This window comes from Sulfurimonas lacustris (assembly GCF_059705355.1).
Genome location: NZ_AP046125.1, coordinates 2085863 through 2108680, shown reverse-complemented (window position 1 = coordinate 2108680; position 22818 = coordinate 2085863). Strand labels below are relative to the sequence as shown.

Annotated in this window: 27 protein-coding genes; 23 read left to right on the top strand and 4 right to left on the bottom strand. The window is 40.9% G+C overall.

Annotated features, from left to right (window positions below):
- Positions 1-3: 3 nt before the first annotated feature.
- From AC6H4V_RS10945 to AC6H4V_RS10915, 7 genes are all read left to right on the top strand, one after another.
- Positions 4-870, top strand: a complete 867-nt coding sequence (locus tag AC6H4V_RS10945) for a hypothetical protein (RefSeq protein ID WP_497606862.1) — start codon at positions 4-6, stop codon at positions 868-870.
- A 61-nt stretch (positions 871-931) separates the two neighbouring features.
- Positions 932-1456 (top strand): ubiquinol-cytochrome c reductase iron-sulfur subunit, encoded by a 525-nt coding sequence (gene petA / locus AC6H4V_RS10940; protein WP_428729993.1) that lies wholly within the window; start codon positions 932-934, stop codon positions 1454-1456.
- A 14-nt stretch (positions 1457-1470) separates the two neighbouring features.
- Positions 1471-2685: a cytochrome b gene (locus tag AC6H4V_RS10935; RefSeq protein WP_497606861.1), complete on the top strand. Its 1215-nt coding sequence runs from the start codon at positions 1471-1473 to the stop codon at positions 2683-2685.
- Positions 2686-2695: 10 nt separating this feature from the next.
- Complete coding sequence (locus AC6H4V_RS10930; protein ID WP_428729991.1) at positions 2696-3643, top strand: c-type cytochrome; 948 nt, start codon at positions 2696-2698, stop codon at positions 3641-3643.
- A 175-nt stretch (positions 3644-3818) separates the two neighbouring features.
- Entirely contained in the window at positions 3819-4217 is a 399-nt protein-coding gene (locus tag AC6H4V_RS10925) for a TOBE domain-containing protein (RefSeq protein WP_428729990.1), read from the top strand.
- Positions 4218-4898 (top strand): molybdate ABC transporter permease subunit, encoded by a 681-nt coding sequence (gene modB, locus AC6H4V_RS10920; protein ID WP_497606860.1) that lies wholly within the window; start codon positions 4218-4220, stop codon positions 4896-4898. It begins immediately after the preceding gene.
- Positions 4895-5767: an ATP-binding cassette domain-containing protein gene (locus AC6H4V_RS10915; RefSeq protein ID WP_497606859.1), complete on the top strand. Its 873-nt coding sequence runs from the start codon at positions 4895-4897 to the stop codon at positions 5765-5767. The genes modB and AC6H4V_RS10915 overlap by 4 nt, the downstream gene beginning before the upstream one ends.
- A 43-nt stretch (positions 5768-5810) precedes the next feature.
- Here AC6H4V_RS10915 and AC6H4V_RS10910 read toward each other — a convergent pair whose 3' ends face one another.
- Positions 5811-6281: an RDD family protein gene (locus AC6H4V_RS10910; RefSeq protein WP_497606858.1), complete on the bottom strand. Its 471-nt coding sequence runs from the start codon at positions 6279-6281 to the stop codon at positions 5811-5813.
- 213 nt (positions 6282-6494) lie between these two features.
- Between AC6H4V_RS10910 and AC6H4V_RS10905 the strand changes: the two genes are divergently transcribed.
- The 4 genes from AC6H4V_RS10905 to AC6H4V_RS10890 all read left to right on the top strand — a co-directional run bounded on the left by AC6H4V_RS10905 (position 6495) and on the right by AC6H4V_RS10890 (position 10193).
- On the top strand, positions 6495-7778 hold the full coding sequence (locus AC6H4V_RS10905; protein WP_497606857.1) for an OprD family outer membrane porin: 1284 nt from the start codon (positions 6495-6497) through the stop codon (positions 7776-7778).
- A gap of 110 nt (positions 7779-7888) precedes the next feature.
- On the top strand, positions 7889-8854 hold the full coding sequence (moaA, locus tag AC6H4V_RS10900) for a GTP 3',8-cyclase MoaA (protein ID WP_497606856.1): 966 nt from the start codon (positions 7889-7891) through the stop codon (positions 8852-8854).
- A complete protein-coding gene (locus AC6H4V_RS10895; protein WP_497607935.1) occupies positions 8854-9612 on the top strand; it encodes a 7-carboxy-7-deazaguanine synthase QueE in 759 nt (252 codons plus the stop codon). The genes moaA and AC6H4V_RS10895 overlap by 1 nt, the downstream gene beginning before the upstream one ends.
- Positions 9612-10193, top strand: coding sequence for a 6-pyruvoyl trahydropterin synthase family protein (locus AC6H4V_RS10890; protein ID WP_497606855.1), 582 nt, complete (start codon positions 9612-9614; stop codon positions 10191-10193). The genes AC6H4V_RS10895 and AC6H4V_RS10890 overlap by 1 nt, the downstream gene beginning before the upstream one ends.
- A 221-nt stretch (positions 10194-10414) precedes the next feature.
- Here the strand turns inward: AC6H4V_RS10890 and AC6H4V_RS10885 are convergent, their stop codons facing one another.
- Entirely contained in the window at positions 10415-11635 is a 1221-nt protein-coding gene (locus tag AC6H4V_RS10885) for a molybdopterin molybdotransferase MoeA (protein WP_497606854.1), read from the bottom strand.
- Between the two features lie 155 nt (positions 11636-11790).
- Here AC6H4V_RS10885 and AC6H4V_RS10880 point away from each other — a divergent pair, with 155 nt between their 5' ends.
- From AC6H4V_RS10880 to AC6H4V_RS10825, 12 genes are all read left to right on the top strand, one after another.
- On the top strand, positions 11791-12198 hold the full coding sequence (locus tag AC6H4V_RS10880; protein WP_497606853.1) for a hypothetical protein: 408 nt from the start codon (positions 11791-11793) through the stop codon (positions 12196-12198).
- A complete protein-coding gene (locus AC6H4V_RS10875) occupies positions 12195-12866 on the top strand; it encodes a 16S rRNA (uracil(1498)-N(3))-methyltransferase (RefSeq protein ID WP_497606852.1) in 672 nt (223 codons plus the stop codon). Before AC6H4V_RS10880 ends, AC6H4V_RS10875 begins: the two co-directional genes overlap by 4 nt.
- 245 nt (positions 12867-13111) lie before the next feature.
- Positions 13112-13312: a 50S ribosomal protein L31 gene (gene rpmE / locus AC6H4V_RS10870; RefSeq protein ID WP_428729979.1), complete on the top strand. Its 201-nt coding sequence runs from the start codon at positions 13112-13114 to the stop codon at positions 13310-13312.
- A 12-nt stretch (positions 13313-13324) separates the two neighbouring features.
- Entirely contained in the window at positions 13325-14140 is an 816-nt protein-coding gene (gene rsmI / locus AC6H4V_RS10865) for a 16S rRNA (cytidine(1402)-2'-O)-methyltransferase (RefSeq protein ID WP_497606851.1), read from the top strand.
- Between the two features lie 28 nt (positions 14141-14168).
- Positions 14169-14849, top strand: coding sequence for a 23S rRNA (guanosine(2251)-2'-O)-methyltransferase RlmB (rlmB, locus tag AC6H4V_RS10860; protein ID WP_497606850.1), 681 nt, complete (start codon positions 14169-14171; stop codon positions 14847-14849).
- Entirely contained in the window at positions 14846-15709 is an 864-nt protein-coding gene (locus AC6H4V_RS10855; RefSeq protein ID WP_428729976.1) for a helix-turn-helix domain-containing protein, read from the top strand. The genes rlmB and AC6H4V_RS10855 overlap by 4 nt, the downstream gene beginning before the upstream one ends.
- Entirely contained in the window at positions 15703-16530 is an 828-nt protein-coding gene (locus AC6H4V_RS10850; protein WP_497606849.1) for a hypothetical protein, read from the top strand. The genes AC6H4V_RS10855 and AC6H4V_RS10850 overlap by 7 nt, the downstream gene beginning before the upstream one ends.
- Positions 16531-16575: 45 nt before the next feature.
- Positions 16576-17796, top strand: coding sequence for an LL-diaminopimelate aminotransferase (locus tag AC6H4V_RS10845; protein ID WP_497606848.1), 1221 nt, complete (start codon positions 16576-16578; stop codon positions 17794-17796).
- A 1-nt stretch (position 17797) separates the two neighbouring features.
- A complete protein-coding gene (locus AC6H4V_RS10840) occupies positions 17798-19060 on the top strand; it encodes a homoserine dehydrogenase (protein WP_497606847.1) in 1263 nt (420 codons plus the stop codon).
- Between the two features lie 5 nt (positions 19061-19065).
- Entirely contained in the window at positions 19066-19806 is a 741-nt protein-coding gene (locus tag AC6H4V_RS10835; RefSeq protein WP_497606846.1) for an SDR family NAD(P)-dependent oxidoreductase, read from the top strand.
- 4 nt (positions 19807-19810) lie between these two features.
- Positions 19811-21874, top strand: coding sequence for a molybdopterin oxidoreductase family protein (locus tag AC6H4V_RS10830; protein ID WP_497606845.1), 2064 nt, complete (start codon positions 19811-19813; stop codon positions 21872-21874).
- On the top strand, positions 21875-22207 hold the full coding sequence (locus AC6H4V_RS10825) for a YraN family protein (protein ID WP_497606844.1): 333 nt from the start codon (positions 21875-21877) through the stop codon (positions 22205-22207). It abuts the gene before it with no gap.
- Here AC6H4V_RS10825 and AC6H4V_RS10820 read toward each other — a convergent pair.
- Positions 22204-22599, bottom strand: coding sequence for a thioredoxin family protein (locus AC6H4V_RS10820; protein WP_428729969.1), 396 nt, complete (start codon positions 22597-22599; stop codon positions 22204-22206). The two genes, AC6H4V_RS10825 and AC6H4V_RS10820, sit on opposite strands and share 4 nt — an antisense overlap.
- Positions 22596-22799 carry a hypothetical protein gene (locus AC6H4V_RS10815; protein ID WP_428729968.1) on the bottom strand — a complete coding sequence of 68 codons (204 nt, stop codon included), beginning with the start codon at positions 22797-22799 and terminating at the stop codon, positions 22596-22598. Before AC6H4V_RS10815 ends, AC6H4V_RS10820 begins: the two co-directional genes overlap by 4 nt.
- Between the last annotated feature and the right edge of the window lie 19 nt (positions 22800-22818).

Sequence of the window (22818 nt, the reverse complement as noted above, 5' to 3'; positions counted from 1 at the left end):
TCTATGAGACTTTTTTACTATGTTCACACAGGACACCGCGTTGGACTCGATAGATTTCGACGTGCATGCACCATCATCCGCGCACTCGGCGATGTCGATATCACGCTTTTATGTTCTGATTTTCGTATAGCTGCCGAGGCACGCCATTTTGGAGTTGCTAAAGCAGTAGGTATCGACGCCGTTCAAAATATCCCACAGATAGCCGTTCATGGCGATAAGATGATTTTTGATTCAGATGAAGCCAACCCTATCATGCTTGAAGATATGAGAAACTTTTTCTCCACTTTCATCCGCATATCTGACGCAAAAGAGGACGCCAAAGCCTCAGGTGAGTCTCTTATCTCTCCTTACTTAAGTGGTGAGGGAATTTGCACAGCAGTTGCCGTAGATGCGAAGTATTTTGAGCCAAAAGATAAAACCATTGAAATTTCCTACTTCTTTGGAGATGATGATTATGAGAAAGATTTGGAAAAAAACCTTGACTTTATTGCAGAGCTCAACCCCGATTTACAGCTCGGTTTTTACTATTTTTTAGACTATGAGGAGATGTTGCGAAAAAAATTTCCACACCACCACGAGTTTGAAGATTATGATGACGTCGTGCAGCAGAGCAAAATCCTCATCACTGCATCGCCCCAAGCTGTCTTAGAGTCTCTTGCATCAGGCGCAAAGCCCATATACGTGCAAAGAGAAGACCACCCAGCTGATTTGGTACCATTTTTTGAGAGCTTGCATATTCCTATTGTGTATAACTATAAAAAAGAGATGCTTATGGATATCATAAGGGATGTCAATAATAAAAACTATTTCAAAATGGAACACTCTACGCAAAAAATAGCAAATTTCTTAAAAGAAACCTTAAATTTATAATTAATTAAAACTAATTTAGTATATAATCAGCCTTTAATTTTAAGGGAAAGAGAGCAAACACATGCATAACAGTAGCCGTAGAGGTTTCATGGGTAAAGCATTTGGTGCCGTAGCAGGTGTCGGTGCCGTTGGGTCATTGGTTGCAATGAAAAAGACTTGGGATCCGCTTCCAAGTGTTAAAGCAGCTGGTTTCACAACTCTTGATATGTCAATATATCCAGAGGGTGAAGTAATTACAGAAAAATGGAGAGGGAAGCCAATTTTTGTTTTGAAAAAAACCGCAGCGATGATAGCAAAACAGACAGAAGAGCAAAAAGCAAGAGATGTTGTTGTGGGTGATTCACACTTCATGTTAGCGATTGGTCTTTGTACACACTTAGGATGTATTCCTGCATACATTCCTGCTGAAGAGTCATTCCTTTGCGCATGTCACGGTGGTATGTTTAACTGGGCTGGTGAAGTAACAAAAGTTCCACCACCACGTGGATTTGATATTCCTCCATTCAAGATTGATGGAATGAAGGTCATCTTAGGTGAAGCAGGTCCAGAATATCAAAAAATGAAAGATAGCGGCGTAACGCTGTAAAGGAGGGGGATTAAATGGCACATTTTACAAAAGCAACAAGTGTTAAAGATTGGTTAAACCAACGTTTAGCAATTGAAACAGTTGAAAGGGTTATGGCATCTGAGTATTGGATTCCAAAAAACATTAACTTTTTGTGGGCGATGGGTATGGTTTTAGCAATTACTTTTGCATTACTATTGGTTTCAGGACTTTTCCTTTTAATGTATTATCAACCAGATGTTAAAGACGCATTTTATAGCGTAAACTACACTATTATGAGAGATGTTGACTATGGTTGGTTATGGAGACATATCCACGGTGTTGCTGCATCAGTTGTTTTCTTGATTATCTACATCCATATGTTCACAGGTATCTACTACGGTTCTTATAAAAAAGGTCGTGAGATGATTTGGATCTCTGGTATGCTTCTTTTCGTAGCTTTTTCTGCTGAGGCGTTTACTGGATACATGCTTCCATGGGGACAAATGAGCTACTGGGCTGGTATGGTTATTACAAATATTTTTGCTCTTGGTGATTTACATTTGGATGGTTTGGTTGAGTGGATTAGAGGGGATTATGTTCCGGCTCAAGCATTCTTAACTCGCTTCTTTATGCTTCACGTAGTTCTTATTCCGTTGGCGATTATAGGACTTATCGGGCTTCACTTCGCAGCTCTTCGTATTCCTCACGTTAACAACCAAGATGGTGAAGAGATCGATTTTGATGCAGAAGCTAAAAAATATTTGGCAGGTGATACTGCAGGTTCAAAAGTTATCCGTTTTGCAAATGACTTTATGAGTAAGGATATGATGGTTGTTGGATTCTTCCTTATCTTCTTCTTCTATTTAGTGTTCTTTAACTACGGTTTCGCGCTTGACCCTGTAAACTTTGACCCGGCAGATGGTTTGAAAACTCCGGCACACATCTACCCAGAGTGGTACTTCTTGTGGTCTTATGAGATTTTACGTCCGTTCTCTGTAAATATCGGTCTATTGGCTTTTGGTTTTGCACAAGTTATTTTTGTTCTCTTACCATGGTTAGACAGAAGTCCAAATGCTGTTCCGGCAAGTCGTCGTGGTGTATTTAAGATTTGGTTCTGGGTACTTCTTGCTGATATGATTGTTTTAACAGCTATGGGTAAATTACCTCCAGAGGGTATATTTAGTACTATTGGTTTAGTTGCGGCAGTAGGGTTTATCCTTCTATGGGTTGCGCTACCATTTATAACTATGAACGAAAAAAAAGTATAAGGAGAATAGGATGAAAAATAAAGAACCTTTGATTCTGGTTGTTGTTGTTGCTTTTACTCTCCTAACATACTGGTTAGTTGAGCCATACGCACACTCAGTTTTACATAAGCATGTTGAGAGTGAAAACTTTGCGTATGCAGATTTGAAGCCATTGGCTAAAACTGGAAATGCTGCTGCAGGTAAAGATTTAGTAATGGGTGCTGGAGCTTGTACGGGATGTCACTCAATCGAGAAAGATGGTATGCCGGCTGCAATGGATGCAGTTGCTGCTGCTGCAAGTTATGGTGTTAATCCACCGGATTTGAGCAACGCAGGCTCTATCTACGATGCGAAGTTTTTGGCTGATGTTATTGTAAACCCTGCTCATGCACTTAAAGTTGAGCATAAGTTTGATGCTGCTAAAGGTCAAATGCACCCAATGGCTCCATTTGCAGGAGCAGGCGGTGATTTAGAGCAAGAAGTTGCTGATATGGTTGCATACTTACAGTCAATTGCTGTAAAACCAAGTGAAGTAACACCAAAAATGGCGTATGAAAATGCTTGTGGTAGATGTCACGCACTCTCTTATGAGAACTGGACGCAAATCGGTGAAAAACCTGCATTTAAATTTGAAAAAGATGCATTGGCATATGACATTAAAGTGTTAGAGTACCAAGAACACCTTACAAAATATATGGGTAAACTACCACCAGATTTATCTATGTATATCCGTTCTCGTGGTGAGCACTTCATCAGCACATTTATCGAAAATCCTCAAGCACACCTTGAAGGAACTGCAATGCCTCGTGTTGGTGTAACAGCAGACGCTGCACACAAAGTAATCGAGCATATGGCAGATGCGGGAGACACAAAGAGACATGAGAGAGCATCTGTAGGTAAGATGGTTATGATTTATGCAGTAATCTTTGCAATCTTTGCTCTTCTATGGAAAAAACAAGTTTGGAAAAACTTACACTAAGTTTTCCTAACTTCCTCTACAAAAAAGACCAGTTCTTTTTTTTAACGCCTCGGAACTTCTCCGAGGCAAATCTTCACTCGCTTTTCATTCTTCCTTAAGATATTTAACGATACACTTTTTATATTCATCGTTATATATGTTTTTATATAACGCAACACTCAAAAATTAGGTCAATATGAATATTTTACACGGCAAAGTCGCAACAGTACAAAGCGTAGATGATTTCTTATCTCTAAGCGTTCTTGTTGGCGATAAACTCTTTTTTGTGGTTGCCCTGCAAAGCCCCGCTCTCTCATATGTAGCCGTGGGATGCAAGATAAATCTACTTTTTAAAGAGACAGAGGTGATGCTTGCAACAACAACCTCCAAAGTAAGCACGCAAAATGCTTTTGTCTCAAAGATAAAAGAGGTTGAAGTCGGTGAGCTCTTTGCAAATGTCGTTTTTGACTTTGAGGCAGAAGAGATAAGCGCGTTTATCACAAAAACATCGTTTGAAGAGCTCTCCTGCAGTGTTGGCGCTACATTTTTGTGGTTCATCAAAGCAAACGAGATCACTATCCAAAACGGAAACTAGATGGAAGATACCTTTTTTCAAACAATGAAGCTAACCTTTGAGTTAGCCACGGTTACAACGCTGATTCTTCTCTTCATTGCCATACCGCTTGCCTATTTTCTCTCCCAAACACGCTGGATTTTTAAACCGGTTTTAGAAGCGCTTGTCTCTCTACCGCTCGTACTTCCGCCATCTGTTTTGGGTTTTTATCTGCTTCTTGCATTTAGTCCAAAAAACAGTTTTGGCGTATGGCTTGAGCAAAATTTCGATGTAAGGCTTGTTTTTAGTTTTGAAGGGCTTGTTGTCGCTTCGGTTATCTTTAGTCTCCCTTTTATGGTACATCCCATCCAAAGCGGGTTTGCCGCACTTCCTAAAAATCTCACTTATGCCGCTTACACACTAGGCAAAAGCAAGATAAACACACTCTTTTATGTGTTACTGCCAAATATCCGCTCCTCGCTTCTCACAGGCATAGTTATCTCCTTTGCCCACACCATAGGCGAGTTTGGCGTTGTTTTGATGATGGGAGGCAACATAGCGGGCGAAACAAGGGTTGCAAGTATCGCCATCTATGATGAAGTAGAAGCGCTCAACTACAGCGTTGCAAACCAGTACGCACTGACACTCTTTATCATCTCTTTTGTGATTCTGCTTTTTGTCTATGCGCTCAACAAACACTTTATGCGCCAAGGCATCCAATGATACGCCTCGATTTTACAAAAAAACTCCAAGGCGCAGAGGGCATTTTTGATTTGACCATCCACCAAGAGATTCCAAAAGAGAAACTCTCCATCCTCTTTGGAAAAAGCGGAGCGGGAAAGAGCACTATTTTAAAAATCCTAGCAGGACTTATCAAGCCCGATAGCGGGGAGATTGTAGTTGATGATGTCATCTGGTTTAGCAGTGCCAAAAAGATAAACCTGCCACCGCAAAAGCGCAGTATAGGTTTTGTGTTCCAAGACTACGCACTTTTTCCAAATATGAGCGTCCAAGAAAATCTCCTCTACGCACTTGAACATAAAAGCGACAGAAAAAGCGTCGATGAGATTTTGGAGCTTATGGAGCTGACATCTCTCAAAGACGCAAAACCAAACACACTCTCAGGCGGACAGCAGCAGCGTGTGGCAGTTGCAAGAGCACTTGTGCGCAAACCAAAGATTCTTCTGCTCGATGAGCCGCTCTCCGCACTCGACTTTGCCATGAGAGCTAAACTTCAAGATGAGTTTTTAGCCCTGCAACATAAGCTCAAAACAACAACACTCCTTGTAAGCCACGATATTTCAGAAGTCTATAAACTCGGAGATTTTGTCTATGAGATCAAGGAGGGCTTAGTCGCAAAAAGCGGCACCCCAAGCGAGATATTTGGCGGCGTGGGCATAAGCGGTAAGTTTAAGTTTAACGGCGAAGTAGTTGCCATCACTAAAAGCGATATTTTGTACATAGTAAGCGTACTTGTTGAGAGCGAGATAGTAAAAGCAGTTGCAGGCAAAAAAGAGGTTCAAAACCTCAAAATAGGCTCCCGTGTAGTCCTCTCCAGCAAAGCATTTAACCCGCTCATAGTAACTACCTAAAGCCAAACATGCTCTCGGAAGTGGGGCTTTGGCCCCGCAAAATTCAACCCTCTTTTTTCTTAGCCACAACCAAAGTATGACACAAAATGTCATGCAGCGCTTTTTTATCTCTTCTATAAAAAGGGACAAAAAGCCCAAGAAGTGTAGTAGCAGTAAACAAGAAAAGCACAAAGCGCAAAATGGCTCTTAAAAAGCCGATGTTTGCACCGCTCTTATCATCTACCACTTTTATCTCATACGCCTTTTTCCCGGGAGTCTGCCCAAACCTGCTCACAAGAAAGGCATAGATAAGCCCATAAAGCGCAACCCCCGCAAAAGGAGCAAGTTGCGAAGACTGAAACTCCTCTTTTCCACTCATCACAACATATGTGATGATGTAGAGTATGGGCGCATATATCATAAAAAGGTCTGTGATAAAAGCTTTAACCCTATGGTTATAGGGAGCATAAACATAGCGTGGCTGCTCTTTGGTCTGCTCTTTTTTTTGTCTGTTTTTAATATTTCTAAATCTCATGGTGTCATTATACCAAAGAGCTCTTTGAAATGAGAAAATAAGAGACTTCTAGTACCATAAAGAACATTCTGTTAATAAATCGTTAACAAAAGTTGGAATTTAAACTTACTTTAAAAATTGCAAGTGTAGAATGCTCTCAGCTCTAATAAATTGCATAACTTGAAGTGATATATCGCTCGAGTTGTAGCAAAAAAGAGAAAACAGGAGAAAAAAATGAGAAAAATGATAAAAATGTCTATGGCAGCAGTTATGGTAATGGGCGTAAGCTCTGTTTCAGTTCAAGCAAATGATATTCTAACAAATATCAAAGCAGACGGACAAGTAAGAGCTAGATATGAGATGGTGGATGCGAAGGATGCTAATGACTTGTCTAACGCTAATGCATTTACTAACCGCTTAAGCCTTGGCGTAGGTGCTGACCTTATGGGTCTTAACTGGTTAAGCGCATATGTGCAAATGACTGATGTTAGAGCGCTGAATGACAACTATGATGATGTTAGCGCAGATAATGGTCCTGTAACTCAAACTAACGATCAAGTTTTTGATGCAGAACAAACTCGTTTAACTCAAGCGTATATCGATGCAAAATATGGAAAAACAAAGTTAAGAATGGGACGCCAAGCGATTAATCTTGATAATATTAGATTTGTTGGCACAGTTGACTGGAGACAAATGCCACAAACTTTTGATGCGGTAACTTTGACAGATAACACAATTGAAGGTCTTAATCTTTTTGCTTCTTATGTAACTCAAGTAAATAGAGTATTTGCTGATGAAGCTGGTGCTAAAGCTAAAAACTGGGATACAAGAACTCTTCTTTTAAATGCTTCTTATAAAGTAATGCCAGAGCTTAAAGTAACTGTTTATGACTATATGATAGGCGAAGGAACAGGAAACTTGGCAACAGGTGGAAATGGAAGTGATACTTATGGTATCGCATTAACTGGAGAAGTAAAAGTTGCTGAAGCTGCAAAATTAACTTACCGTGCGGAGTATGCAGAACAGACTGATCCTTCAATGGAAAATTCAGGTTCTACAACAAATATCAATGTTGACGCTAACTATATGAATCTTCAAGTTTGTGCAGATGTCAGCGGTATTTTAGCTGGTATCCAGTATGAAACATTAAGTGGAGCGAATGATAGCGGTACTGAAACAGCGTTCCAAACACCGCTTGCTACACTACACGCACACAACGGTTTTGCAGATATGTTTTTGACTACGCCAGTGGATGGTCTTGAAGATTTAAGTATGTCTCTTGGGTATAAATCAAAAGAGTTTGGTATGTTAAAAGCTACGTACCATGATTATACTGCAGAAGTTGGAAGTGATGATTATGGAACTGAGCTTGATGTAACATATGCAAGAGCTATCCCAGGTGTAAACAATCTTACAGGTACACTTAAAGTTGCAGATTTTGATGCAGATTCTGAAAGTGCTTATGTTGACACAACAAAATTCTGGGCAATGTTAGACTACAAATTCGCTACAAAGTAACGAAACCTTTTCAAGTCGCTTTTGGCGGCTTGAACCCTCTTTTAAAATTTAAACTCCTTTTTACCTCCAAAAGCTATAATACAAACATATAAAAAAGTTTAGGAATTATTATGCTTATAGACAGCTACAACAGAGTTGTTGACTACATCCGTATCTCAGTAACAGAGCGCTGCAACTTTAGATGCCAGTACTGTATGCCAGAGAAGCCTTTTTCATGGGTGCCAAAAGAGAACTTGCTTACATTTGAAGAGCTTTTTATGTTTATCAAAGTAACTATTGATGAGGGTGTCAAAAAGATTCGTATCACTGGTGGAGAACCGCTTTTGAGAGAAGATTTGGACGTATTTATCAAGATGATTTATGACTACGCTCCAGAAATCGACCTTGCCATGACCACCAACGCTTATCTGCTCAAGTCCACTGCACAAAAACTCAAAGATGCAGGTCTTAAACGTCTCAATGTCAGCATCGACACACTCAAGCCAGACGTAGCTCAAAAGATAGCGCAAAAAGATGTTTTGGCAAATGTTTTAGAGGGCGTTGAAGAGGCACTTGCAGTGGGGCTAAAAGTAAAAGTAAATATGGTACCTATGCACAACATGAATGCCGATGAGATAGTAGATGTTTTAGAGTATTGCAAAGAGCGTAACATGACGGTACGATTTATAGAGTACATGGAAAATCGCTACGCTTCAAAAGAGATAAGCAGAGTACCGTCAAGCGAACTTTTGGAGAGCTTGGCTCAGCACTATGATTTTGTAGAAGAGGGTTACGACGGTGCGTCACCTTCACGCTACTACCGTATGAGTGATGGCTACAAGTTTGGCATTATTGAGCCTTATGGAGATGATTTTTGCAAGCAATGCAACCGCATACGCCTCACCGCTGAGGGACAACTCATCCCATGCCTCTACTTTGATGAAGCACTAAGTATAGGCAAAGCCATAAAAGAGGGCGATATTGCAGCTGCGGCAGAAGTACTAAGAGAAGTTGTCAAAAACAAACCCGAAAAGAACCGCTGGGGCGGAGAAGACGGCGAAGTATCTTCAAGAGCCTTTTATGAGACGGGCGGGTGATGATATATCTTGTTGAACATTTTTACTCCATCCAAGGCGAAGGTCGATATGTGGGCAGACCATCACTTTTTTTCCGGTTTGGCGGCTGTAATATGCGTTGTGAGGGTTTTGGTTGCACGGAGAGCGCATCTGATGGCACAAAAGTTTTAGGATGCGATACGGTCTATGCAGTGAGCAGAGAGCATTTTTCGCAAAACTGGATTCCAATCAACCATGTAAATGAGCTTTTAGGTATCTTGAGCCTTTATGATTTACCTTATGCTGTTGACGTTGTTCTTACTGGCGGAGAGCCGCTTTTGTATGCAAACGATGCTCTTTTTGTCGCATTTTTAGAGGGTTTAGATGCCTTGGGGCACAAGATAACTTTTGAGACAAACGGTTCGTTGCGTGTTGATTTTGAGCGTTTTTGTGTCTATAAAAAGTGCATCTTTGCACTCTCTGTAAAACTCTCAAACTCAAATGAGCCTTTTAGCAAGCGTGTGCGAGGAGAGGTTATCAGCGAGATAGCACTCAGCGCCAAAGAGGCATTTTTCAAGTTCTCTATCGATGCAGACTCCATAAATGCTGCACTAGAAGATGAGATAGCAGAAATTTGCGCTTTTGCACCATCGCTTGAAGTTTACTGTATGCCTCTTGGCGGAAACAAAAAAGAGGTAGAAGCCAACACAGAACCGCTGATAGAGTTTTGCAAGGCAAAAGGATACAGCTTTAGCGACCGACTTCACATAAGAATCTGGGATCAAAACAAGGGGGTGTGATGCTGATACGAAAACTTTTTAAATTTGAAAATGCGCACGTTGTGCGAGGTTGCTCCACAGTGCGATGCAGAAGTTCCATTCATGGACACTCCTATAAAGTTGAGCTTCTTTTTGAGTCCAACTTTTTGGACAATGGGCAGATGGTCTATGATTTTGGGCTAATGAAGCAAAATATGAAAGATATCATTGATAGTTTTGACCATGCTATCGCTCTATGGAGTGGCGATGAGCAGAGCTACAAAGAGGATATGAAAAAACATTCTGCACGCTGGATTGAAATCCCTCTCTCTCCATCTGCCGAACAGTTTAGCCGTCTCTTTTTTGTTCTTGTTGACAAACTCCTCTCCCTTACAACCACAGTAAACGGAGAAAAAGAGGTAAAACTTCACAGTATTATCGTTCATGAGACAGATACGGGCTATGCACAAGCTTTCAGGGAAGATGCCTACTCGCAAGCCATGGGCACTATAAACTTAGAAGAGATTTTTTTTAGCGAGGAGATACAAAAAGAGTGGCATGATGCTAGACTTTTTGAGAAGATAAAAAGTGGCAAGACGTTTATTAACCCGCAGAGTGTTTGAAATTTTATGGTATAATTTTTTTGTTAGTATGAACTTTTCATTGTAGTTGATGGAGTGGTAATAGAGGTCGAGAGGTTCGAAACTCTCGACCTTTTTTTTTGCCCTCCAAAAACTACAAAGAAAGGGGTCTTTATGGATAAGCTCATACTAACAATACTGCTTATGTGTATCTTTGCACCGTTGCTACATTAGCAATGCCAAGGGGTTTTGCCCCTTGCCCCCTATTTTGTATTTACCAAACCAACCCTCTTAGAAGATGTAAAACTAAAGCGTGTTGGAACTATCTTGATGCTATCGCCTTTTTCAAATGCTTCACAACTGCTATCTACAATCATAAAAGCGTTTGAATTTGCAAGAGGTGTTATCATCCCCGGGGCAAATTTGTCGTAAGGTGCAAATGTAGCTCCGTCAAAATAACCGGGAATTACGCTTCTTCTGCCTCCCCTTAGCGCATAGTCATTTGCCATTTTTGTCTCGATAGGGGCGAGATATTTTGCTTCATTGCCGCTAAGAGCTAAGATGATGCTTTGTCCGAAAAGTTCAAAGTTAAGAGCTGCCGCCATCGGGTTTCCGGGAAGATTGAGAACAAGAGTTTCTCCAATGCGCCCAAAAGTAGTCGGTTTTCCGGGTTTAATCTCCACTTTGTCAAAAAATATCTCATATCCAAAAGCTCCAAACGCCTCTTTTGTAAAGTCGGCATCGCCTACGCTCACACCGCCGGAGGTGATGATAAGGTCACTTTGCAACGCACTTCTGATATGCTCTTGTATGCTCTGTAGAGAATCACTTGCCGTGCCGATAAAGTCAACATCACATCCAAGCTCTTGCACTCTGCTAAAAAAAGTAGGCGAATTTGTGTTGTAGAGTTGATGTGCCGCAACACTCTCAAAGTACATCTTCAGCTCATTTCCAGAGGAAAAGATAGCGATACGTGGCTTTTTATGGACTTTGATATGGCTTATACCCTGAGAAGCAAGAAGCGTGATATGGTGTGCATATAGCTTCTGCCCACGATGTAGCAGTGTCATGCCTCTTTTGATATCCTCGCCGCAAAAACGGATATGAGAGTTTTTCTTGATATTTTGTGGTAAAACTATCTTACCATCTTGATGGGTCACATCTTCAATGGGGATGATAGCCTCGCAACCGTCAGGAATCTTTGCTCCAGTCATGATTTTTATGGCACATCCACTCTCAAGCACTGCATCCGAGTTGTCGCCTGCAAAAATAGTATGCGTAACGCTGACACTTTTTGCAGTGTCCTCCATCTTTATGGCATAACCATCCATAGCGGAGTTATCAAATGGGGGGAGGTTGTAGGTTGCGACGATATCTTCTGCTAAGATAGAGCCTAGTGCATTTTCAAGCGGCACGATTTTAAGTGATGTCGGTTTGGTATTTTTATATATAAATTCAAGTGCTTCTTCGATTGTAACAGCCATATTTTTCTCTTTTTCATTTGATATTAAGCACTAAAACGAACTCGTCCGTTTTAGTGGTGGGGACTTTAGTCCCTACGACCCCCTAAAGCTACAAAAAACATAGTTTTTCGAGAAATCAAGGGGTATTTATACATTTTTTATTGTAATATTGCGATATGAATGAAATGTATGATATGGGAATTGTAACACATAACTGGGGTGTTATGTCGGTTTTGGGCGCAGTAGTAGTCAATCTTTTACTCCTTTTTGGTATAAAAAGTAGAGTGAAGTACACAAGAGCCATGACGCTTTATACCCCGATAGTGGGAACGACGATAGGTATGGTTGTTTTTACGGGCGTGGTTATGATGGCGGCAAAGCATCTTGATTTTACGCTTGAAAACATAGCGATGATACTTTTTGCAACGCTTCTTATCGTCCTTGAAGCAAAACGCTCCAAGCATCTTGCCAATGTGGATAGAAAAGATGAAAAGAGCTTTTTGGAGCATAGAAAGTATGCACTCAAAATCTTTCTTGCACAGATAGCTACGGTACTTAGCATCTCTTTTTGGATGTGGGCATGATTTATATTTTGGATGATGAGGCGGGCGCACAAAGCCTTTATATACGAGGGGAACAGCACAAATATCTTATCAAAGTACGCCGCCACAAAGAGGGTGACTTGCTCTCTTTTCGCTCAAGAGATAATCTCAAGATGCTTCATACGTATAAGATACAGAGCGTTGAGCCGCGAAGTGCGGAGTTGTCACTTGTCGCATCGGAACTCAAAGAGGTTAAAAGTGCAAAAGAGCTTCATATAGGATGGTGCATCATCGATACCAACTCCATAGAAAAAGTGCTTCCCTCTCTTTGTGAGGTTGGTGTGAGTAAGATTACTTTTATCGCATGTGAGCGAAGCCAAAAAAACTTCAAGATTGATTTTAAACGTTTTGAGAGGATTCAGGAGGCCTCCATGCAGCAGTGCGGACGCAGCAGCTATGTGGAGTTGGAGATTTGCAAAAGTGTGCAGGAGTTTATCAAGGCATATCCAGATGTAAAAGTGTTTGATTTTTGTGAGACAACCTTGCAAGAGTGTAGCGATATAACAACCGTTCTTATAGGATGTGAGGGCGGATTTTCCCCAAAAGAGAGAGAACTTTTTGCATCAGTGCAGAGTTTTAGGCTTGATACCCCGATGGTTTTGCGCTCAGAGAGTGCGGCTCTTGCAGTAGCAAGCAAAATACTTTTTTAAGAGACCACAGCACAACAATGCTTTTGCCCAATTTCTTCGTTAAACTAAAGTGAAATTTCGTCATTTACTACAGTAAACTCCTCAATTTAACTTTAATTTGCCTCGAACTTGAACAAAATCCTCTGTTGTGCAGTGGTCTCTTTAAGATAAATCTCGGTAAAATTCACACCGTAATAATCCGCCCCCATACGGATTTAAAAAATATATAGATATTCGCACACGAACGAGTATCAAAAGGTAAAAAAATGAAAAAAGATATCCACCCAAAATTAGTAGCTTGTACAGTAACTTGTTCATGCGGTAACAGCTTCATCAACGAAGGAACAAAAGAAGAGATGAGAGTGGACATTTGTAACGAGTGCCACCCGTTTTTTACAGGTTCTGAGAGAATGGTAGATACTGCCGGAAGAATTGACAAATTCAACAAGCGTTACGCTAAAAACTAATCAAGATTTTTCTTGCTTACACTCATTCCAACCCCGATTGGAAACATAGGTGACATTTCACTTAGAGCCATAGAGGCACTAAGTGAAGCCGACATACTTCTGTGTGAAGATACGCGGGTTACAAAAAAACTTATCCAAATCCTCAAAGAACGTTACAACACCTCTTTTAAAGAAGAGCAACATTTTATTTCACTCCATTCGCATAATGAAAAAGAGTTTATCCAAAAGCTAACCCCTGCTTTTTTTGAGCAGAATGTTATCTATGCAAGCGATGCAGGGATGCCCGGTATCAGCGACCCTGGGCAGGCACTTGTAAAATATTGTCAAGACAATGGCGTGAAATATGATGTTCTCCCCGGTGCAAACGCACTTTTGACCGCTTTTGTGGCAAGCGGATTTGTTACTACAAAGATGCTTTTTTGGGGATTTTTGCCGCATAAAGGCAAAGATAGAGCGGCTTCACTTTTGGGTGCCCTAAACAGCGGATATACGACTGTTCTTTACGAGTCACCGCATAGACTTGAGAAACTTTTGGATGAACTCTCACATGAAGAACCCTCTCGAAAGATTTTTTTGGCAAAAGAGCTTACAAAAAAGTATCAAAGGTACTATGTTGGAACTGCCGATGAAGTAAAACAAAAAGTGGATGCAAATCTTAGAGGCGAATGGGTGGTTGTTCTTGAGGCAAAAGAGACGTTTGGCAGCTCTGCCATCAGCCAAAACGATATCTTGGAACTTGACCTACCGAAGAAAGTACAAGCAAAACTTATCTCTAAAATAACAGGCGAAAATACAAAAGCGTGTTATGAGAGATTACTTAGTCTCTAATGTTAATTTTTTTGGATAAAATACCCCTATGTTAATATACGCAAAACAACCCATAAACTATATCATTCAAAATCATCCGAGTAAGATAAAGAGACTTTATCTTGCTAAAGAGATAGATAAAAAAGAGTACTCACGCCTTATGAAAATGGGTTTTGAGATAAAAAGAATCCCCTCAGATGCGGCAGGAGCAATGTGCAAAAATGCCTCACATCAAGGGATGCTTGCAGAAGTAGAGGCATACGAGCTTCATGACTATAAAACATTTTTAAATTATGAATTTGTGCTTATTCTCTCAGGGCTTACGGATGTTGGAAATATCGGAGCGATTGTGAGAACTGCTTATGCGCTTGGGGTGGATGGTGTCATCGCATGCGGTGTAAAATCACTCCCGCTTGAAGCGATTATACGAACAAGTACTGGCGCGCTTTATGACACTCCTTTTGCCATAGAGACCAATGTACACAATGTCCTCAACGACCTCAAAATGTCAGGATTTACGACGTACGGGGCTGATATGGGCGGCAAAGATATCAGAGAAATTGCCATCAAGCCAAAAAGAGCGCTTTTTTTAGGTAGCGAGGGCGAGGGACTAAGTGCAAGAGTAAGTTCAAAGCTTGATGAAGTGGTGAGCATAAAAATGGCGCATGCATTTGACTCTTTAAATGTAGGTGCGGCGGGAGCGATTTTAATGGATAGGATGAGAAGATGAGCGCTGGTATGGAAAAATTAAAAAACATCGGCATCCAAAAAATCCACGAAGATACGCATATATCAAGAGCACACATAGAGGCGATATTTCAGGAAAATTTTGAAGATATGCATGGCGTACAGTTTAATGGTTTTCTCTCAATACTTGAGCGAGAGTATGGCGTTGATTTGAGTGATTTGAGAGCAAAAGCAAAAGAGCATTTTGGGTATGTTGCAAAATATATGAAGCCTGAGCAATCAACACAAATGTTTAAAACAGACAATAAAAAGAGAAATTTGACACTTTTTTATACTGTTTTAGGAATTGCACTTTTTCTTTTATTTGCATTTATAAGTACAAAAAATGACAATGAGGAAATCGCTGCTACAGAGTCACTGCAACAAACGCTTCAAAATAGTCCGCCGCAACTTCAAGAGAGCAAAATCGTGCAGCCTCAAGAGCAAGAACAAAACCAGACCCTTGCAGATGAAAACCTAACTGTTAGTGAAAATAACAGTAGTGTAGTAGAGCAAAATACAACACAAATTGAGAAGAAAAAAGAGCAAATAGAAGTAGCACCACAACCTCCAAAAACTCAAAGTGGCGTGCTTAAAATTATGCCAAAGAGTAAGGTTTGGGTAGGGTACATAGACTTGCAGACAAACGACAAATTTCAGGCGACATCTTCGGACGAACTTTTGCTGGATGCTTCAAAAGAGTGGCTTCTTGCATTTGGGCATGGAAATATAAACATTGAGCTAAATGGTGTTTCTCATGAGTTTAAAACGCCAAAAAATATGAGATTTGTCTATAAAAATGGCGTGTTAAAGCAGATAGACGTTGAAGAGTATAAAACTTATAATGGCGGCAATGCATGGTAAAAATAGCACTTCTTCTGCTTTGCCTTGTTTCGTTTTCGCATGCACAAGATTTGCTTATGCAAAAGATTCAAAATCTTGTAAATCCTAGGACTTTTGCTAAAGATAAAGCCTTTATAGAGACCGTATTTTCTCCAAAGAGTGCTTATTATACGGAAGATGGAAGAGTTGATTCTATCAAAGTAATCAAGACGTTAAAAGATAACGGAATCTTAAATCTTTTTTTTAAAACCCCCCGCGAAATCAATATAAGCTTTAAGACACAAGGCAAACCCCTTTTATTTGTTAAAATCATGAGTGACTCTTTGCAAAATATCGGGTATTACAAATACATGACAAAAGAGTCAAGTTTTGAGGATGCAGAGTTTGTATGGAAAATCAATCTTACATCAGAGTACGCGGCTGACCCTATTATCTTAGCACAAGAGCTTGAGAAAAACAACTGCAAGATTGTGGACGTTGTGCGTGAAAATGAGAGTGATTGGAGTTACGTTATTGATATGCAAAAAGCAAAGCTTGACGTGGCAGCGCTTGAGGGCGGTGTAGAGTTTAACCTTAAACGCTCACTTTACGCCTACTGGCTGGATGTTTCTAAAATTGGCACGCTTGATATTGTCAGCTCTATAAGAAACGAATGGTACCCTTACATCGCCTTTTATGATAAATCTCTTAAACTTCTAAATGTCATAAAAATAGATACAAAAAAAACAAATATAACATTAGAGCTTGACCCAGAGGCGTACTACATCAAAATATCAGATATTTACACACTTAAAAATATCAAAGATGACCTTGTTCTCACTCCTTTAGAGAGAAAAAATTAAATTTTTTTCGATAGAATGTCGCTAATTATTTGAGTAGGAAAAATCATGTTTGATGAGATACAGTTTGATAGAATGAAACGGTTGCCAAAGTACGTTTTTGCTGAGGTGAATGAACTTAAAATGGCAGAGCGTAGAGCTGGAGTAGATGTAATAGATTTTTCTATGGGAAATCCTGATGGGGACACTCCTGAACATATCCGAGAAAAACTTATCGAATCTGCCCAAAAGACAAAAACACATGGTTACTCTGTTTCAAAGGGAATTCCAAAGCTTCTTGTGGCGATATCCAATTGGTACCTAAGAAGATATGGCTGTGAGTTAGACCCTGCGACTGAGTGTGTTGCGACAATGGGTTCCAAAGAGGGGTATGCACACTTAGCGTACGCTATTACAAACCCAGGTGATGTGGCGATTGTTCCGGATCCGACTTACCCGATTCATGAGTACTCTTTCATTTTAGCGGGTGGCAATGTCGCTAAATTTGGCATCGAGTTTGATGAGGACTACAAGCTTAACGAGGATAAATTTTTTGAAGATTTGGATAGAGTTTTCAAAGAGAGCTCTCCTAAGCCAAAATACGTTCTGGTAAACTTCCCTCACAATCCGACAACGGCGACTGTAACACAAGATTTTTATGTGCGTCTTGTTGCTATGGCAAAAGAGAAGAGATTTTACATCATCAGCGACATCGCTTATGGCGACATCACGTTTGACGGCTATGTAACGCCATCTATTATGAGTGTTGAGGGAGCTAAAGATGTGGCGGTTGAGAGTTTTACGCTCTCTAAGAGCTACAATATGGCAGGCTGGCGTGTAGGCTTCTTTGTAGGAAACAAAAAACTCATAGGTGCACTTCAAAAAATCAAATCGTGGCTTGATTATGGTATGTTTACTCCTATCCAAGTTGCGGCTACTATCGCACTTAACGGTGATCAGCAGTGTGTTCAAGAGATTACTGATAAGTACAACCATCGCCAAGAGGTGCTTCTTGATGCGTTTGAGAGAGCAGGCTGGCATATCAGAAAAAATCAGGCAAGTATGTTTGTCTGGGCAAAAATACCTGATTGTTGTAAAGAGTTGGGTTCATTGGAGTTTTCAAAGAGACTTCTTAAAGAGGCAGGTGTTGCGGTTGCTCCGGGGATTGGTTTTGGGGTTTACGGCGATGAGTATGTTCGTATTGCACTTATAGAAAATGACAACCGTATCCGTCAGGCAGCACGCAATATCAAAGAGTTTTTGAAAAAATATCAAGACGAAAAAAAATAGTATGATAAAAGTCGGAATCATCGGTGTTGGAACTGTAGGTGCGAGTGTTGTCAATATCTTAAGAGATAATGCAGATGTTATCTCTGCACGTGCAGGTGTCGATATAGTCGCAAAAAGCGGTGTCGTCAAAAATCTAAGCAAAGACAGAAGCTCTTTGGGTATCAAGATTTCAGATAATGTTGATGATGTTTTAGAAGATAAAGAGATAGATATTGTCGTGGAGCTTATGGGCGGTGTGGAAGAGCCCCTTAAGATAGTAAAACGTGCGCTTAAAAACGGCAAAGCAGTTGTCACTGCAAACAAGGCACTCTTAGCATATCACCGTTACGAGCTTCAAGAGATTGCGCAAGATATCGCTTTTGAGTATGAGGCAAGTGTCGCAGGCGGTATCCCCATCATCAATGCACTGCGTGACGGTTTGTCCGCAAACCACATAGAGTCCATCATGGGCATCATGAACGGAACTTGTAACTACATGATGACGAAGATGACCAACGAGGGTGTTGCTTATGATGCTATTTTAAAAGAGGCGCAAGAGCTTGGCTATGCAGAGGCAGATCCTACTTTTGATGTGGGTGGATATGATGCAGCGCACAAACTGCTTATCTTAGCAAGCATAGCTTACGGAATCGATGCAAAACCAGAAGATATCCTTATTGAAGGGATACAAAATATCTCTCAAGATGACATCGCATTTGCCAAAGAGTTCGGTTATGTCATAAAACTTCTTGGAATCGCAAAAAAAGATAAAAACGAAGTTGAGCTTAGGGTTCATGCATCTCTCATCAAAAAAGAGGCGATGATAGCAAAGATAGATGGCGTTATGAATGGCATAAGCGTTGTGGGTGATAAAGTTGGCGAAACACTCTACTATGGAGCAGGAGCGGGCGGCAATGCAACAGCGAGTGCAGTTGTTGCGAACATCATAGATATAGCAAGAAGCGGAAAAAGCAAACCTATGCTTGGTTTTGACAGACCGATGGAGGGCAAACTTACGCTTAAAGAGGCGGGCAATATAGAGTCCAAATACTATTTGCGTATCAATGTCTCCGACAAGATAGGCGTTTTGGCACGCATTACGAAGATATTTGAAGAAAACAGTATCTCTATCGAGGCGATTTTACAAAGACAAGCTTCAAGTGACAGCGCAAACCTCCTTATCTCGACACACACAGCGTACGAACATGACATCCAAAATCTCATCAATTCTATTGAGGGGCTTGAGTTTGTCAACCAAAGACCTGTCATGATTAGGATTGTATAAACAAGGTGAAAATCCTCATAACTGGAGCTAGCAGTGGTATCGGAGAGGCGTTGGCGAGGCTTTATGCTACTAAAGACAACGAGCTTTTTCTCCTTGCCAGAAGAGAAGGGCGGCTGCAAACACTCTGCAAGGAGCTTGAAAAAGAGGCTTTAAGTGTGGAGATTGTGACTGCCGATGTTACTGGCTTTGCTCTGCTTCAAGAAAAAATTAGAGCAATTGGGGATGTGGACATGGTTATCTTAAACGCCGGTGTTTCGCTTGGACACTCGCTAGAGATTACTCCCATGGATGATTTTCAAAAACTCTTTGATGCAAATCTCCTCTCCAATCATGCGATTTTAGAGGTTTTACTACCGCACTTTAGAGCAAAAAGAGGCGGAAAAATCGTCTTTATCTCCTCTTTGGCTTCGCTCATCACAATGCCTACCTCCTTAGCCTACAGCACATCCAAAAGAGCATTAAACGCCTATGCAGAGGGGTTGAGATACAAATACAAAAAAGAGGGGATAAAAGTTATCAACATTTTACCCGGATTTATCAAGAGTGAAATAACCGATAAAAACAGCTTTAAGATGCCGTTTTTTCTAAGTACCGAGGCGGGTGCAAAAAGAATCTATGATGCCATAGCAAAAGAGAAACGGTACTATCCGTTTCCTTTTAGATTTTACACTATTATTAGATTACTCAATCTATTTCCTGATTTTTTAAAAGAAAAAATTATACACTCACTCACTCAAAGGAGCTAACTTTATGGAAAACACAAAAACAATAGATAGCGTTTGTACCTACTGCGGTGTCGGATGCGATATAGCAGCCGATGTAAAAGATAATAAAATCGTTAGGATTTTTGCACACAAAGATGGTGTCGTCTCACAAGGCAAGCTTTGTGTCAAGGGAAAGTACGGATTTGATTTTGTTGACTCAAAAGAACGTTTGAGAATCCCACGAATTAAAAAGAGCTTTTTAGAGAAAAATCCTTCCATTAAAGAGACTATAGCTTCCTCTTTGGTAGAGTTTGATGATGTTTGGTATGAGAGCGACCTTGATGCTGCAACGACTGCTGCGGCTATGAAGCTAAAAGAGATTCAGGCAAAGTATGGACGCAAAAGTGTCGCTTCCATCGGCGGGGCTAGGACTTCATGCGAGAGCGTTTATCTTTTCCAAAAATTTACTCGTCATACGCTTAACTCGCCGCATGTCGATAACTGTGCAAGAGTTTGCCACTCACCGTCCTTAAAAGGGATGCGTACAACCATCGGCGAGGGGGCTGCAACCAACCCTTACAATGATATCTACAACTGCGAGTTTATGATAGTGATAGGCTCTAACACGACAGAAGCACATCCAATCATCGCAAATCGTATCGTGGAAGTAGCGCAAAAGCACGACAATATGGCGGTTTTTGATGTCAGAGAGATAAAACTTCACAAATTTGCAAAGTACAAAGCCATCATCCCCTACGAGGCAAATCTGCTTGTTCTTAACATGCTCGCCTATGTCATCATAAGCGAAGATCTCTATCATGAAAGCTTTGTTGCCGAGCGCACAAAAGGTTTTGCAGAGTTTAGAGAAAAGATCATAAACGACCCTTTTGCAAATCCGAAATATTTTGAGCAGGTTGAGGGGTATGAACAACTAAGCAAGATGATACCAAAAGTGGCAAGAGAGTATGCGCTTAAAAAGTCTATGATCTTTTGGGGACTTGGAATTACGGAGCATGTAGACGGCTCTTATGCGGTTATGGCGATAACGCATCTTGCTCTTATGACGGGTAACATCGGTAAAGCGGGAGCAGGACTTATGCCGCTTCGTGGGCAAAATAATGTTCAAGGAGCTTGTGATATGGGGATGCTTCCATACTATGACCCAGACTATCAAGTGCCAAAAGAGGTCGGTCTTATGACGCCGGAGCTTGTTGATGAGATGCTTGAGGGACGGTTAAAGGCGGTTATCAATGTTGGAGAAGATTTGACGCATATCCATCCAAACCTAAACAAAATAGACAGAGCTTTGCAAAACCTTGAGCTTATAATGGTGCAGGAGCTTTTTGTAACAGATATCACCGCAAAAGCAGACATCATCGTGGGCGTAAAATCGGCGTATGAGAAGACGGGCGTTTACATTAATGCGATGAGAAGACTACACCTATCACAACCTCTTGTAGAGTCTGATTTGCCAGATGACTGGGAAGTGCTTCAGATGTTAGACAACAAAATGGGTGGAGAGAGTGCTTATAAAAACTCCAATGAAATTTGGGATGAGGTGCGCAAGGTAGCCTACCACCGTTTTAGCGGAGCATCTTATGTCAGACTGGAGCGACACAGAAAAAGAGGGCTTCAGTGGCCTGTTCATACAGAAGATACCCCGATACTCCATCAGCTTGACTTTAGAACGGATGACGGTTTAGGTGAATTTCACTATCATCAGTACAAACTCCGTGGAATGGTGCAAGAGATAGTTGAAAAGAGATTAAGCGGCTACTACCTCACAACGGGCAGAACCATAGCGATGTACAACAATGCCGCACAAACAAAACAGACACTAAGCCTTGTTGATAGATACGATGAGGATATTTTACTGGTTTGTGAGGAAGATATGGCGGATTTTACAAGCGAGAGAGTAATCCTTAAAACTGTACATGGGGAGACAAAACCGCTTAAAATCCGCTTTAGTGACAAAGTCGCACCAAAGACGCTTTTTGTAACATTTCACTATGCCGACTCCAAAATCAACTCGCTCTTTGGGGATGAGAGAGACGAGCTTATACTTACGGCAGCTTTCAAATCCGTAAAAGTGGAAGTGGTAAACCTCTAAATGAGCAGAGCCAAAGGGGACTATGCAGAAGAGCGGGCATACGCATACCTTTTAGAAAAAGGGTTTGTGGTAGTTGAACGCAACTTCTCCTCCCGCTTTGGCGAGATAGATATTATCGCAACCAAAGATAAAGTTTTGCACTTTGTTGAGGTAAAAAGTGCGCTTGACTACGAACTAGCCATCCAAAACATCACCAAATCCAAACTCTCAAAACTACTTAAAACAGGCGATGTTTACCTTAAAAAAAATGGCTTGCATACCATGGACTATATGTATGACGCTATCATCGTAACACCACTGGAGATTTGGCATTTGGAGAATATTACGATTTAATGGGCTTTTTTTAACTCAACCTCATCAAGCAGGCTTAAAAAACCATCCGCCTCTCTACTTCCTCTGTCTTCATAGATGATAGTTCCGTCACTCTTTAAAAAGTAGTGTCTCGGTACGCCTTGCGTGGTAAAGTGGTTTGGGATTTTATGTCTGTCTCTTGAGAGGTAGAGAAGTACGTACTCTTTTTCAAGTCTGGCGATAACATCTTTTTTAGAAAGTGTCATCTCTTTAAACCTATCGCACCATCTGCAAACATCGGCACCGATGAAAAGGTATATCTCTTTTTTCTCTTTTTGTGCTTGTTTGATGGCTGTGTCGTAGTCGTGAAGCCAAGGCAGGTCTGCACTAAAGAGTGAACTCAGCAGAGCGAGTGTTAAAAAGAGCCCTCTCATGCGTAGAGGTCTAGCAAGTTATTTGGGTTTGTGCTTAGTGTACTCTCTTGCTCTGTTTTGCTCTCAAGTGAAACGACATTTGCTACTGGGTTACTGCCTGTATCGGTTTGGCTTGCGTTGGCATTTGTACTTGTCTCTGGTCGTCCAAACTGAATGGGTTGTGAATAAGGTGATTGGTATATATAGCGAGTTACTTCCATAAGTCCTCTCCTTCTTCTT

Bases quoted from the DNA above. Each gene is read 5' to 3' on its own strand.
- AC6H4V_RS10930 (WP_428729991.1), top strand. From the start codon at position 2,696: ATGAAAAATAAAGAACCTTTGATTCTGGTTGTTGTTGTTGCTTTTACT.
- AC6H4V_RS10880 (WP_497606853.1), top strand. From the start codon at position 11,791: ATGAATGAAATGTATGATATGGGAATTGTAACACATAACTGGGGTGTT.
- AC6H4V_RS10845 (WP_497606848.1), top strand. From the start codon at position 16,576: ATGTTTGATGAGATACAGTTTGATAGAATGAAACGGTTGCCAAAGTAC.
- AC6H4V_RS10910 (WP_497606858.1), bottom strand. From the start codon at position 6,281: ATGAGATTTAGAAATATTAAAAACAGACAAAAAAAAGAGCAGACCAAA.
- AC6H4V_RS10850 (WP_497606849.1), top strand. From the start codon at position 15,703: ATGGTAAAAATAGCACTTCTTCTGCTTTGCCTTGTTTCGTTTTCGCAT.
- AC6H4V_RS10905 (WP_497606857.1), top strand. From the start codon at position 6,495: ATGAGAAAAATGATAAAAATGTCTATGGCAGCAGTTATGGTAATGGGC.
- AC6H4V_RS10895 (WP_497607935.1), top strand. From the start codon at position 8,854: ATGATATATCTTGTTGAACATTTTTACTCCATCCAAGGCGAAGGTCGA.
- rpmE (WP_428729979.1), top strand. From the start codon at position 13,112: ATGAAAAAAGATATCCACCCAAAATTAGTAGCTTGTACAGTAACTTGT.
- AC6H4V_RS10885 (WP_497606854.1), bottom strand. From the start codon at position 11,635: ATGGCTGTTACAATCGAAGAAGCACTTGAATTTATATATAAAAATACC.
- AC6H4V_RS10855 (WP_428729976.1), top strand. From the start codon at position 14,846: ATGAGCGCTGGTATGGAAAAATTAAAAAACATCGGCATCCAAAAAATC.
- petA (WP_428729993.1), top strand. From the start codon at position 932: ATGCATAACAGTAGCCGTAGAGGTTTCATGGGTAAAGCATTTGGTGCC.
- AC6H4V_RS10820 (WP_428729969.1), bottom strand. From the start codon at position 22,599: ATGAGAGGGCTCTTTTTAACACTCGCTCTGCTGAGTTCACTCTTTAGT.
- modB (WP_497606860.1), top strand. From the start codon at position 4,218: ATGGAAGATACCTTTTTTCAAACAATGAAGCTAACCTTTGAGTTAGCC.
- AC6H4V_RS10935 (WP_497606861.1), top strand. From the start codon at position 1,471: ATGGCACATTTTACAAAAGCAACAAGTGTTAAAGATTGGTTAAACCAA.
- AC6H4V_RS10890 (WP_497606855.1), top strand. From the start codon at position 9,612: ATGCTGATACGAAAACTTTTTAAATTTGAAAATGCGCACGTTGTGCGA.
- rlmB (WP_497606850.1), top strand. From the start codon at position 14,169: ATGTTAATATACGCAAAACAACCCATAAACTATATCATTCAAAATCAT.
- AC6H4V_RS10815 (WP_428729968.1), bottom strand. From the start codon at position 22,799: ATGGAAGTAACTCGCTATATATACCAATCACCTTATTCACAACCCATT.
- AC6H4V_RS10830 (WP_497606845.1), top strand. From the start codon at position 19,811: ATGGAAAACACAAAAACAATAGATAGCGTTTGTACCTACTGCGGTGTC.
- AC6H4V_RS10840 (WP_497606847.1), top strand. From the start codon at position 17,798: ATGATAAAAGTCGGAATCATCGGTGTTGGAACTGTAGGTGCGAGTGTT.
- AC6H4V_RS10945 (WP_497606862.1), top strand. From the start codon at position 4: ATGAGACTTTTTTACTATGTTCACACAGGACACCGCGTTGGACTCGAT.
- moaA (WP_497606856.1), top strand. From the start codon at position 7,889: ATGCTTATAGACAGCTACAACAGAGTTGTTGACTACATCCGTATCTCA.
- AC6H4V_RS10925 (WP_428729990.1), top strand. From the start codon at position 3,819: ATGAATATTTTACACGGCAAAGTCGCAACAGTACAAAGCGTAGATGAT.
- AC6H4V_RS10915 (WP_497606859.1), top strand. From the start codon at position 4,895: ATGATACGCCTCGATTTTACAAAAAAACTCCAAGGCGCAGAGGGCATT.
- AC6H4V_RS10825 (WP_497606844.1), top strand. From the start codon at position 21,875: ATGAGCAGAGCCAAAGGGGACTATGCAGAAGAGCGGGCATACGCATAC.
- AC6H4V_RS10875 (WP_497606852.1), top strand. From the start codon at position 12,195: ATGATTTATATTTTGGATGATGAGGCGGGCGCACAAAGCCTTTATATA.